The organism is Mammaliicoccus sp. P-M58, from assembly GCF_022386165.1.
GTDB classification, from domain to species: Bacteria; Bacillota; Bacilli; order Staphylococcales; family Staphylococcaceae; genus Mammaliicoccus; species Mammaliicoccus sciuri.
On record NZ_JAJNJI010000002.1, the window covers coordinates 179,141 to 190,820 of the forward strand.

Genomic DNA, 11,680 nt, shown 5'->3' on the forward strand with positions numbered 1-11,680 from the left:
TAAGCATAAATGAAGCATTTTAATTAGACGCGGAACAAAAAATAGGGAGGGGGGTATATATGATACCTACGATAGAAGAAATTATTGACAAGTATGGCAGTTTAGTAGATTGTCTAAAGTTTGATATATCAGGTGAGGTTTATGAAGACTTATTGTTATTAAGAAGTTTAAGCGATTTAAATGAACACCAAAAGATGCATAGAGTTTCATTTATACAAAAACACTTTAACCCTAATTTTGATTATTTGTTAGATGACTCAGAATTTAGAAGTATGAATAAAATTTATAGAAATTTAAATACTATGACGTATATCAATAGTCAAAACAATGAATTTAAACTTAAACCATTTATAAATGAAGAACAATTAAAATCACTACTTGCGATAAAGAAAGTAGATGAACATTTGAGTTATGACCCATCTATTACCTCAAAAGCATTAGCAGATATAAACAAGACGCAAAAAAGATTGGTTACAAAGCCAAATATTCTCTATAATCGATCCAAAAAAGAAAATGAGTATGTACGGTTAGGAGGAAAAATATCATATACAAAGATGGAGAAGCATTGGGAATATTTACATAATGAGATTCAGTATTATAATCTTACTAATCAATTAATTAGTTATGTTGCTTTAGAAAAGGAATATGCATGGGCTTTTTTAAATGAATTATTTTATTTAATAGAATTATATTTGAAGGCATTTAAAGGACAAAAGAAAACTGGCCATGAATTTGAAGAAGGATTGAACGCATTTATTCAATCATATGTCATTATTTTACTTATAGATATAAGATTACCGACTGTTAGGTTATATATTATTAGGCGTATTGTGGATGAATGCGAAAAAGAATCAGATAATCAAAAAAGAATTAAACTGATAGAGGAATCCATTAAAAAGTACAGATATGTAAAAGAACAGATTGAAAGATTTGGAAATGCGTTGAAAGAAGAATTATCAATCGCGACTTTGTCTATTGAACAGAATATGTTAGAAGCTAAAATTGATTATTATAAGAATTACTACTATCCTAGAAAAAAAACAAAGCATAACAATATTGAGTACAACGTATCAATGTTTTTTAAAGCTGTAGATTCTTTAAAGAAATAGTATTCGACGGACAATATTTATAGATAATAATTAATTAGAGAGGTTTTAAGTTGTGTTTAGATTAAAAAAATGGTATTTAAAACAAAAAGGCTATTTTTGCCGTGTCGGTGAAAAGTGGGACAATAGTAATTTATCCCATGAAAATATACATAGTTATGTAGATAGAGTACTTGAATATGAGACTGAAACACGTAGAAACGGCCAACCAACTGAAGAATATATATTAGCTAGTAGTGGGGAAAAAATAAATGAAGATTTAAGAAGTGGTACTAATGATCACAAAGAAATTCTAGAGGTATTTGATAAATATAAAGTAAAAGAGGATATAACTACTTATAGAACGGTTAGTCCTCGGATATACAAATTAATGGAGAAAAATGCTAAAAACTTAAATGGAGTAGATTTGTTTGAACTTGGAATTTTACACACTTCATTAATAAAAGGGTACGAATCAAGAGAAGAAGGTTACAAATTACGGGTAAAAGTAAAAAAAGGAACACCAGCTTTCTATGTAGGTAATTTAACAGGCGAAGAAAGCCATTATTATGAGGTGATTGTAGTTAATAATTTAAAATTAAAAATCATATCTATTGAAGATTACTATATAAATTGTGAAGTAGTATAATTGGAATCAATTCTGTTAGTTGTTCATAATAAGCCAATTATTTTTTTAATGAACTTATTACTTAAAAACCGCATCATCAACTGATAAGCAGAAGCGTATCATAAATGATGCGGTTTTTTTAGCCCCATTGTAAAGGGATTTTGACCGTATCAGAACGTATGAGGTTTTAAAAAAGAGTACTTATGTTTACTTGAACCATATAATAAATAATCCTGAAAATCATATAAAGATAATAAAAGTGACACTTTTAAAGTGATTTTATTCTTGTTCTTTATAACTAAGATTTAAATAGATAATGATAAGCTTTTTGTCTTTTGATACGACGTCACAAAGGTCTTTTGAATAATCGAATTCTTTATTATTGATTTTATGTTTCCCATTACTAATCCCTTTAAGGTATCCATAATTATTGAATGCTTGTTTGGTGATACTATTAGCTAATATTTGACGTGTATAATTTTACATATTAGGACCTGTCTGATAAATTTCATTGTTTAAAAGATAAGTTGAATAATTGCAACAATGATTAAAATACTTATAATCCATTTTTGTATGAAGTTGGGGATCTTTTTACTTAATTTCAAACCTAAGGGAGCAAAGATAATACTCCCTATTATTAGAAATAAAGCGTCTTCAAAAGGAATAAACCCCTGTATAAGTTTAATGATAAAGGCACCAATTGAAGATATAAAAGCAATTACTATACTATTAGCAACCACCGTATTCATTGGTAATTTGAATAAAACTAATAATATAGGAATGATAATAAAGGCACCGCCTGCTCCGACTATACCTGAAATGATACCAACGAAAAGACCAACCGTAACTAATAATGGTTTGTTAAAGGAAGACTGATTTAAATTTGGTTTTACGTTAATAAACATTAAAATTAATGCGATTAAAGCAATGATAATATATATCGCATTTACAAATGCAGCATTAAATAAATTTGCTAGGAGTGCGCCTAACATGCTCCCTATAATCATACCTCCACTCATATAAATAACTAATGGCGGAGAGAATTCTGTTTTTTTTCGCGCTTTTAATGACCCACTTAAAGTACTGAAAAAGACTTGACTGGAAGTAAGTCCTGAAGCGATGTATGCATTGTATGCAGGAACACCAAATAGTGGCGGTAATAATAAAATAGCTGGATAAATAATGATAGCACCACCGATACCTACTAGACCCGAAATAAAGCCTCCGAATACCCCTATAAGTAACATCATAATAACAGTTGAAATATCCATTATTTACTTTTTACTAATAAGTTAACGGCTTCATTAATCAATTCTTCAGAATTTTCACCATTATCCTCTGCTGCCTTTACACATTCTATTAAATTTTCACTAATGATAATCCCCATCAAACGCTGGATTGAACTTTTTGATGCACTGATTTGAGTAATGACATCTTTACAATCTTTTTCTTCTTCCATCATTTTAATAACTCCATTGAGTTGACCTTGTATTCTATTAATACGATTAATCATTTTTTTATCATAATGCATAGTTATTCCCTCCACTTTTAATTGAATAAAGTCATAATAATAGATAGAACCAAAAATGTCAAATACCCGATAGGGTATTTGACATACTGTAAACAATCAGTTAATATACCCCTATAGGTATTTATTAGGAGGATATTATGAAACAATATAACGAAAAGCATATCAACAAATTCAGTAAACAAGAATTAGAAAAATTAGGTGCACAAGGTCAACTGATTGACGTAAGAACAGAAGAAGAATATGAGCTAGCACACATAAATGGTGCGACATTACATCCTGTAGATAAGATTGAATCGTTCAATAAAGATAAAAACAAAACCTATTATATTCACTGTAAAAGTGGTAATAGAAGCACCAAAGCAAGTGGATATTTAGCTAAACAAGGCTATGATGTTGTAAATTTAGACGGTGGCTATAATGCTTATGAAGAACAAAATAATAATCACGATACACAAGAAGAAAATACAAATGTAGAAATTAAAGCAGAGCGTAAACAATTTAACTATAGTGATCTTCAATGTCCAGGTCCAATTGTAAACATCAGTAAAGAAATGAAAAATATTGAAGTAGGCGAGCAAATTGAAGTTATAGTGACTGATCCTGGTTTCCTTAGCGACATTAAAAGCTGGGTGAAACAAACAGGGCATACATTAGTTGAATTGGATGAAAGTAATAATGGAATTAATGCTATCATTCAAAAAGAAAAACCAAAAGACTTACAAGTGAATCATACTACTAAAGGTACGACAATTGTACTATTTAGTGGAGAGTTAGACAAAGCAGTGGCAGCAATGATTATTGCAAATGGAGCTAGAGCTGCAGGAAGAGATGTAACTATCTTCTTTACTTTTTGGGGACTTAACGCATTGAAAAAAGAGCAAACAGTTAACGTTAAAAAGAAAGGTATTGCAAAAATATTTGATTTAATGTTGCCTAAAACGCCTGTACGTATGCAGCTATCTAAAATGAATATGTTTGGTTTAGGTAATATAATGATGTGCTACGTAATGAAAAAGAAAAATGTTGATTCATTACCATCGCTTATCAATCAAGCTATTGATCAAGGTATCAAATTAATCGCTTGCACGATGAGCATGGATGTAATGGGAATTCAGAAAGAAGAGCTCAGAGACGAAGTTGAGTACGGTGGCGTAGGTACTTATATTGGTGATACAGAAAATGCGAATCATAATTTATTCATCTAATTAAATATACTAAAAAAGGAGTTTTACCATGTTTTTTAAACAATTTTACGATAATCATTTATCTCAAGCATCTTATTTAGTTGCCTGTCAACGTACAGGAGAGGCAATAGTAATTGATCCTGTTCGTGATTTAACAAAATATATGGAAGTTGCAGATAGCGAAGGTTTTAAAATTACACAAGCTGCAGAAACACATATTCACGCTGATTTTGCTTCTGGAATTCGGGATGTGGCAGAACGTTTAAACGCCAATATATATGTATCTGGCGAAGGTGATAATCAATTAAGTTATAAAAATATGCCGGAACAAACAAATTTTGTTAAAAATCAAGATATTATTCAAGTAGGTAACATTAAATTAGAAGTCTTGCATACACCTGGTCATACCCCGGAGAGTATTAGTTTCTTACTTACGGATGAAGGTGGCGGCTCAAGTGTTCCAATGGGTTTATTTAGTGGTGACTTTATTTTTGTTGGTGATATCGGTAGACCTGATTTACTAGAAAAATCAGTACAAATGGAAGGTACTACAGAGATTGGTGCAAAACAGATGTATCAATCTATAGCAGGTGTTAAAGATTTACCAGATTATATTCAAATATGGCCTGGACACGGTGCTGGCAGCCCATGTGGTAAAGCATTAGGTGCCATACCAATGTCTACGCTAGGTTATGAAAAAATAAATAACTGGGCATTTAATGTAACAGATGAATCTAAATTTGTTGAAACATTAACATCAAATCAACCAGCGCCACCCCATCACTTTGCACATATGAAAAAAATTAATCAGTTTGGTATGAACATGTATCAACCATACAACGTTTTTCCTAGTTTAGATAATGTAAGAATAGCCTTTGATCTTCGTAGTAAAGAAGCCTTTCATGGCGGTCATACTGAAGGTACAATCAATATTCCTTACAACAAAAACTTCATTAACCAAATCGGTTGGTATTTAGACTATGAAAACAGTATAGATTTAATTGGTGATAAATCTACCGTTGATCAAGCAACACATACTTTACAATTAATTGGCTTTGATAATGTAGCAGGTTATCGTTTACCAAAATCAGAAATTTTAACCCAGTCCATCCATAGCGTTGATATGACTGGTAAAGAAGAATATATACTTGACGTACGTAATGAAGAAGAGTGGAATAATGGGCACTTAGATCAATCAGTCAATATTCCGCATGGTAAATTATTGAATGAAAATATTCCATTTAATAAAGAGGATAAAATATACGTACATTGTCAGTCAGGTGTTAGAAGTTCAATAGCAGTGGGTATATTAGAAAACAAAGGCTTTGAAAATGTCGTGAATATTAGAGAAGGCTATCAAGATTTCCCTGAATTTTTAAGGTAATGTGAAGGAAAATCATATAAATATATTAAAACAACCCTAAACAACTCTACAAATCGAATGTGGTTTTTTGCTATATATGATACTTGGCTTCATAAAGACGAAAGCAAAAACCAGATATAAAGCTTTTATTATTTGATAAAACCGGTCTTACCAAGTTAATGTGCTAATTTCATTGTTTTTTTAAGGATAAGACCTAATTTAGTATTACTCTGAAAATACTAAATTAGGTCTTATATTTTTTCGATATTGGTCGAATATATAAATAACAAATGTATGAAATAATTAATAATTCTAAGATGATTATATACATAATTTCTGTTAAAAATAAGCATATAAGGCTATTTATTAGAACAATTGCTGTCATAAGAACTATATTTTCATTATTTTCATTATTTTTGTGAAATTGAGTATCTAGAAGGATAGCTAATAAAAATACTAAAAAGGCTATCACATATCCTACAATTTCTGTTGTTAATAATTCTTCACTTGACAATGATTTATTCATAATCATGAAAATAAAATCTAAAGAATAAATAATGAAGAGGTGTAAATAAGCCGTTTTAAAGCCTGTGGAGTTTTGCAGTTCCTCAGTTAAACTATATTTATAATGTAATGTATAAATGATAAATAAACTGATAATAACCATAAAACTTAATATATCATTAATATTTAGATTTAGACTTTCTACTGTATCAATCATCCCTACGATACCCTCACCAAACAATAAAATTATAAATAAACTTAATCTTTCAGTTAAGTGTGTAAAGTATACAGGTTTTTCTTTGGATGTTTTATATAAAATACCCGGTAAAAAAGCTAATATTAAAATACCTGTAAAATAAATCCAAAAATTTATATTAGGTGATAAAAATATAGAAATAATAGAAAAAATTATAGCTGTGAATAGACCTGCGGTATACGTTAAAACAAGTTTTAATGTTCCAGCTTCTCTATTCAAAGTAAAATTAATAACATATTGGAGTAAAATACTCATAAATATTATCGCAGTTATTACTACAAACGGTGTAAATGTTTCTTGAAAATTACTGTTAATAGCCTTTGAAAGTAGTAATATTAGAAACATATCTGTAAATACAAAAATGTATTGATACCATTTCTTTTTAAAAAATCGATTTACCAAAAATGTTCTGTAAGTCCAAATAGCAAAAAACACAAGGAATAACATAAATGTCTTCCCTAAGCTTTCCAACGATACTATATTAGAAGATATATGTTCAACAGTATGATTAATAGTAGATAGAACATACACAAAGACTAAATCAAAAAACAATTCGGACATACTAACTTCTTTCTTGATCATTTAACAATCATCCTCTTTTTCTAATAATTTGAACTTATCATCTAAAGTTTTTAAAGCTTGATCGATAAGTTCCTTTTGTTTAATTAGATTATCTTGGTGTTCGATAAATATTTTTTTCCTTTCTAAAACTGTAGAGCGTCCTTGATCATAAAGTTCAGCTATTTCTTTTAATTTGGAAACAGGCATATGTGTTTGACGCATACATTTTATGAATTCTAACCAATACAAATCTTCAACCTTAAAATCACGGTAACCATTGTTATCTCTTTCAATAAATGGAAATAGGCCTGATTTATCATAATATCTAATGGTATGCTCACTTATACCGACACTTTCAGCTGCTTTTTTTACGTTCACTATTTTACCTCCTTAGTACAAGAAGAGGCAGCTCTGTATGGCTACCTCACATTTATAAACTTTTTTTGATTAATTATTTAAAAATTTTAAGCAGTTAAATTTAGGATTAATGTATCATAGTTTGATTCAATAATTGCTTTAAATCCAAAAGTAGATTCTAAATCATTTTTTAGTCTGTTGATATCTTTATAATTTATTTTCCCGATATTTGAAACCAATAAACCAATGCCCTGTATATCATTATGATATAAATTATTTTGATGAGAAAGTTCAATAATTGCTTTTGCTAAAGATTCAACATAGTTATCTACATTTATATATGTTTCTTTTTCATCTATGACTTTTTCTTTGGTAATAATACTTATAGTTGTAGTATCCCCATTATAAGAGGCTAAAAAATAATACATAAAATACTCCTCCTTATTTAGCGTGTTGTATAACCACCATTTGCAAATAAAGTTTGTCCATTAATCCACCAACCATCTGTTGTTAAAAACTTAATAATTGGTGCAATATCATTGATATCTGTTAATTGATTGTGTAATGCTTGTGATTTATGAAACTCTACGGCTTCATCGCTTTCTTGAGGGTAGAAGAAAGGTGTGTCCATTGGACCAGGTGCAACTGCATTAACAGAAATACCTCTATCCATAAATTCTTTTGACGCAGCACGAGTATAGTGTTCAATAGGTGCTTTCTCACCAGCATAAGTAGAATAATAACCCGTATATGCAGCAAGTAAAGATGTTGCAAGTGTTATAATTTTTCCATTATCATTCATATGTTTTTCTGCATATTGTATAAAGAAATAAGCCGATTTAGCATTAATAGCTGACATAGTGTCAAACTCATCTTCAGTTATTTCAGAAATAGGTTTTTTGAGTACTTTACCAACAGTGTTAATTGCAATATCAACTTTTCCAAAAGTAGATTCAGCGTGCTTAAATAAAGCTTCCACATTTTTTACTTCTGTGAGATCTCCGGAAAATAAAGTTCCCTCTGAACCCAATGATTTAATTTCAGCTAATGTTGCCTCAGCGTGTTGCTTACTATTATCATTATGGTGATGTACAACAATTTTTGCGCCTTCTTTTGCGTAAGACTTACTTAACAAAGCACCTAAATTTTTGGCACCACCAGCAATTACAACGACTTTACCATTTAATGATTCATATTTACTCATCTTATTACCTCCTCTTTAAGTATAATTAAACAATACACCTTAGAGTACAATATCAAGCAAGTGATAAATAAATTTATTTAAAAGGATCTAAAAGTTTCACTGAATAAAAAGATTGGATATTTTATTCGTCCAATTTTTATTGATTCTTCAAAAAATAATAAGTTCCTTATTTTTTCAATTTGTTTACTATAGGTACTATTTTTAATGATAAATATAATAAATCATAATTTATATCTTTATATAGATTATCCATTTATTTCACGAAAAATTGACTTTTAAATTTTTTACAGTAAAATTAATATAAAATATAGGCGATGAGGTTCACCAAAACCGTTAAAAAATTAATGACTCCTGTTGATATTGGTATCAACAGGAGTCATTTTTTAGTTAGGAGGATAAAATGAATAAACAAAAAACAGGGATTACACTAGTTATTAAATGAATATCTATAAAAAAATCTATAGCTGTTTCAAGAAGAAAAATCATTAAGATTATGAAGACCAACGAGGTTATTTCATTATATATCAAAGCGTGATGTTAACATAAAAAGCAAAATTATGATGGACAATTGATAGATAATAGACTTAATAGAAAATATGCGATGGAATTTATTGTAAGTCATTTAACTTATGTAAAAGTAACGAATAAATCGCATTATATATGCTTATTTATTGATCTATTTAATAGAGAAATTATCCGTGTGAGTACTGGTAGATATAAAAGTGCAGAGCTTGTAATAAGGGCATTATTTAAATCATGTGCATCGTAAAAAAGGGATCTTTTAGTTAGTATACCGAGTGAATTTAGTTATGCTACTAATTTCTATCTATTTGGCTATATTATCAGCACACCAAAACTTCTTGTAAAGATACAAGGTGAGACTCTTCCAGGAAAAGATTTTACCGATGAAATTGAAATTGAAATCCAAAGGTTTAAACTGAGCTATGATCCTATCAAAGCGGAGGTTACATTATTTGCTTAAAATAAAGAAATACTCATAAAAAAACCGCATCATTTACTGATAAGCAGAGCCCTATAATAAATAAAACAAGAAATTAAGTTGTATTTAACTTCGAAATGGATGTGAACACTATTAAAGTTTTTTAGTTAAGCTTTAAATTGAGTTATCAACGATAGATATACCTAAAATGTCTATTAGTTGAGTGTTATAGAATGAAGAATGGATGGTACACATATATTAGATTTAAAGAAATATTATTTGTGGCAAAAATAAAGACGAAGTGCTGAAGTGAACTTCGTCAAGTTGGTTAAATATAAAGGTTTGGTAAAACCAGCTATTGTTTACTTAGTGTTTAATCTTAACTTTGCTGTGTTAGATTTTTTATTAATAGGTTCAGAAATTAAAGCTCGTGATAGTCCAAAGTTAGGTATATTTAAATATATATTTTCATACTCTTTAGCATTCACATTATATGTTTCATGATAAAATCCTACAGCATCATTATTTTTAAGACATTTACTAAATGTTTTCCATGCTTTTAAATGTGTAGGCATTTTGGAATACGTTAATAATTTTTCGTTAGATTCCCAGTATTGAATAATATGAACACCTTTATACTTAAAAAGTGTTTCAAATGATAGACAGCCTAAATTTTTATTAATTGATAACTCTTTCAGCATGGGTGGCATCGCTAGGAGAACAGGTAACCATTTCGTGATTTTTAATGGCTTATTAATATGTACACCAATCAAAAATACTGTGACATTATTTCTTGGTAGTACTGTAGATCGTTTGTTATTCATAATTACCCTCCTTTCTTTTCTTTATAGAAGTATTGATTTCATCAATTTCTCTTTTGTTTTTTTGGTTAAGAATACTCCAAATAATGAAGTAAATAACAATAAAAACAATAACAAAAATTAGAATAGATGATACTTTTAGTGGGAACCAACCAGCTAATAGAGCTAGTGGGAAAAAGATACATAACATAATAATGAAATGAAGAATGGTAGTTACTAATCTTGAGAAGGTAAGATTAGTAAAAATTAATGAGCTTAAGCTAAAAGTAACGCCAATCGCTGACCAAACAAAGACTGCAAAAATCATGATTTGTATATTAGTAAAATTGTTATAATAAATGCCTCCCATAAATGAATATGGATTTACAGGATTATATTGTCCACTCGCAAATAATAATGAGAATATAATGGATATTATCGTACCAAAAGCAATACCTATAGTAATACCAGTTAATATACGTTTCATATTTCTAATGCCTCCTTTATAGAATTTAAAAAGCGTCTTGAAGAGTATGTAGAATCTTTATTTATGAAAATTATTTCAATAATACCGTTTTTATTTTGTTTTAGATAATCGATAAACAAAATATTAATAATTTCAGACTTTGATACTTGTAAAAAATTTTTATTTAAGTGTTGTTTGATTTTATATAGTCTTTGGTTATATGTGAAAGTACCTTTTAATGTATAAACCTTTAAAATCTTATTCTCAATTCGAAAGCTATATATATCTTCGGACTTCAAATAAATCACTTTACCTTTGTGATCTTTTACAGAATGAAAATTAGATTTTTCACAGTTATGAATAAATTTTAAAATTTCATCAATATTGGGATGATTGGGGTGACAAGTAATCAATAACTCATCAGTATTCATTGTTTCAGAGTAATTAACTTTAGCCTTCATAATGTATCCTCCTTTAATTAAGAGTAAAACAGAACTCATTTAAAATTGCTATACAATTCATCTAAGTGGTCTAAATCAAAGTATAAGTGGTATTAAATTTTAGTTATTTGAAGTGTAAGGATGGTAATGCTTCATAAGAGAGTCATTGGTAAATTTGGTGAATGGAATGAAAAAATATGACCATATCTTTCCTCATTTATAGAATCAACAGAAGCAAAGGAAAGAAGTATCACATAAAAGTGTTGGAGATTTAGCAGATACAATTTATCAAGATCCAAAACCTCATCCTAACAATAACCATGTTAGAATGAGGCTTTTTTCAATTTATAATATAGTATTA

The 11,680-nt window shown here is 29.0% G+C and carries 13 protein-coding genes, 1 pseudogene and 1 riboswitch; of the genes and pseudogenes, 5 read left to right on the plus strand and 9 right to left on the minus strand.

Annotated features, from left to right (window positions below; genetic code table 11):
* Positions 1-59: 59 nt before the first annotated feature.
* Together LQ694_RS03225 and LQ694_RS03230 are read left to right on the plus strand one after the other, a co-directional pair.
* On the plus strand, positions 60-1,109 hold the full coding sequence (locus tag LQ694_RS03225; RefSeq protein ID WP_000613217.1) for a hypothetical protein: 1,050 nt from the start codon (positions 60-62) through the stop codon (positions 1,107-1,109).
* A 52-nt stretch (positions 1,110-1,161) separates the two neighbouring features.
* Positions 1,162-1,734: an ADP-ribosyltransferase gene (locus tag LQ694_RS03230; protein WP_000489177.1), complete on the plus strand. Its 573-nt coding sequence runs from the start codon at positions 1,162-1,164 to the stop codon at positions 1,732-1,734.
* Between the two features lie 494 nt (positions 1,735-2,228).
* Here LQ694_RS03230 and LQ694_RS03235 read toward each other — a convergent pair whose 3' ends face one another.
* Together LQ694_RS03235 and cstR are read right to left on the minus strand one after the other, a co-directional pair.
* Positions 2,229-2,984 (minus strand): sulfite exporter TauE/SafE family protein, encoded by a 756-nt coding sequence (locus LQ694_RS03235; protein ID WP_218697018.1) that lies wholly within the window; start codon positions 2,982-2,984, stop codon positions 2,229-2,231.
* Positions 2,984-3,244, minus strand: a complete 261-nt coding sequence (cstR, locus tag LQ694_RS03240) for a persulfide-sensing transcriptional repressor CstR (protein ID WP_019468539.1) — start codon at positions 3,242-3,244, stop codon at positions 2,984-2,986. The genes LQ694_RS03235 and cstR overlap by 1 nt, the downstream gene beginning before the upstream one ends.
* A 137-nt stretch (positions 3,245-3,381) precedes the next feature.
* Here cstR and cstA point away from each other — a divergent pair, with 137 nt between their 5' ends.
* Positions 3,382-4,449: a persulfide response sulfurtransferase CstA gene (cstA, locus tag LQ694_RS03245; protein WP_196968675.1), complete on the plus strand. Its 1,068-nt coding sequence runs from the start codon at positions 3,382-3,384 to the stop codon at positions 4,447-4,449.
* A gap of 28 nt (positions 4,450-4,477) precedes the next feature.
* The gene (gene cstB / locus LQ694_RS03250) at positions 4,478-5,812 is read left to right on the plus strand and encodes a persulfide dioxygenase-sulfurtransferase CstB (RefSeq protein WP_218697020.1); all 1,335 of its coding nucleotides are present in this window, start codon (positions 4,478-4,480) and stop codon (positions 5,810-5,812) included.
* Positions 5,813-6,035: 223 nt separating this feature from the next.
* Here the strand turns inward: cstB and LQ694_RS03255 are convergent, their stop codons facing one another.
* From LQ694_RS03255 to LQ694_RS03270, 4 genes are all read right to left on the minus strand, one after another.
* Positions 6,036-7,133 carry a low temperature requirement protein A gene (locus LQ694_RS03255; RefSeq protein ID WP_196968673.1) on the minus strand — a complete coding sequence of 366 codons (1,098 nt, stop codon included), beginning with the start codon at positions 7,131-7,133 and terminating at the stop codon, positions 6,036-6,038.
* On the minus strand, positions 7,134-7,490 hold the full coding sequence (locus tag LQ694_RS03260) for a MerR family transcriptional regulator (protein ID WP_196968672.1): 357 nt from the start codon (positions 7,488-7,490) through the stop codon (positions 7,134-7,136). It lies immediately after the preceding gene.
* A gap of 86 nt (positions 7,491-7,576) precedes the next feature.
* On the minus strand, positions 7,577-7,897 hold the full coding sequence (locus LQ694_RS03265; protein WP_017001027.1) for a hypothetical protein: 321 nt from the start codon (positions 7,895-7,897) through the stop codon (positions 7,577-7,579).
* 17 nt (positions 7,898-7,914) lie between these two features.
* Positions 7,915-8,673 (minus strand): SDR family oxidoreductase, encoded by a 759-nt coding sequence (locus LQ694_RS03270; RefSeq protein WP_196968671.1) that lies wholly within the window; start codon positions 8,671-8,673, stop codon positions 7,915-7,917.
* 301 nt (positions 8,674-8,974) lie between these two features.
* Positions 8,975-9,034: riboswitch (Fluoride riboswitch) on the plus strand.
* 243 nt (positions 9,035-9,277) lie between these two features.
* On the opposite strand from LQ694_RS03270, the pseudogene LQ694_RS15620 reads away from it, so the two are divergent.
* Positions 9,278-9,418: pseudogene (locus tag LQ694_RS15620) on the plus strand (IS3-like element IS655 family transposase); the annotation flags it as partial.
* Between the two features lie 557 nt (positions 9,419-9,975).
* On the opposite strand, the gene LQ694_RS03275 reads toward LQ694_RS15620, so the two are convergent.
* The 3 genes from LQ694_RS03275 to LQ694_RS03285 are packed head-to-tail and all read right to left on the minus strand — an operon-like array spanning position 9,976 to position 11,340.
* Positions 9,976-10,437, minus strand: a complete 462-nt coding sequence (locus LQ694_RS03275; RefSeq protein ID WP_196968669.1) for a DUF4188 domain-containing protein — start codon at positions 10,435-10,437, stop codon at positions 9,976-9,978.
* Positions 10,430-10,900, minus strand: coding sequence for a DUF3021 domain-containing protein (locus LQ694_RS03280; RefSeq protein WP_196968668.1), 471 nt, complete (start codon positions 10,898-10,900; stop codon positions 10,430-10,432). The genes LQ694_RS03275 and LQ694_RS03280 overlap by 8 nt, the downstream gene beginning before the upstream one ends.
* Positions 10,897-11,340, minus strand: coding sequence for a LytTR family DNA-binding domain-containing protein (locus LQ694_RS03285; protein WP_196968667.1), 444 nt, complete (start codon positions 11,338-11,340; stop codon positions 10,897-10,899). Before LQ694_RS03285 ends, LQ694_RS03280 begins: the two co-directional genes overlap by 4 nt.
* Between the last annotated feature and the right edge of the window lie 340 nt (positions 11,341-11,680).

Excerpts from the sequence above, each read along its gene's own strand:
- LQ694_RS03225 (WP_000613217.1), top strand. The coding sequence starts at position 60 with ATGATACCTACGATAGAAGAAATTATTGACAAGTATGGCAGTTTAGTA.
- LQ694_RS03235 (WP_218697018.1), bottom strand. The coding sequence starts at position 2,984 with ATGGATATTTCAACTGTTATTATGATGTTACTTATAGGGGTATTCGGA.
- cstR (WP_019468539.1), bottom strand. The coding sequence starts at position 3,244 with ATGCATTATGATAAAAAAATGATTAATCGTATTAATAGAATACAAGGT.
- cstA (WP_196968675.1), top strand. The coding sequence starts at position 3,382 with ATGAAACAATATAACGAAAAGCATATCAACAAATTCAGTAAACAAGAA.
- cstB (WP_218697020.1), top strand. The coding sequence starts at position 4,478 with ATGTTTTTTAAACAATTTTACGATAATCATTTATCTCAAGCATCTTAT.
- LQ694_RS03255 (WP_196968673.1), bottom strand. The coding sequence starts at position 7,133 with ATGATCAAGAAAGAAGTTAGTATGTCCGAATTGTTTTTTGATTTAGTC.
- LQ694_RS03265 (WP_017001027.1), bottom strand. The coding sequence starts at position 7,897 with ATGTATTATTTTTTAGCCTCTTATAATGGGGATACTACAACTATAAGT.
- LQ694_RS03270 (WP_196968671.1), bottom strand. The coding sequence starts at position 8,673 with ATGAGTAAATATGAATCATTAAATGGTAAAGTCGTTGTAATTGCTGGT.
- LQ694_RS03275 (WP_196968669.1), bottom strand. The coding sequence starts at position 10,437 with ATGAATAACAAACGATCTACAGTACTACCAAGAAATAATGTCACAGTA.
- LQ694_RS03280 (WP_196968668.1), bottom strand. The coding sequence starts at position 10,900 with ATGAAACGTATATTAACTGGTATTACTATAGGTATTGCTTTTGGTACG.
- LQ694_RS03285 (WP_196968667.1), bottom strand. The coding sequence starts at position 11,340 with ATGAAGGCTAAAGTTAATTACTCTGAAACAATGAATACTGATGAGTTA.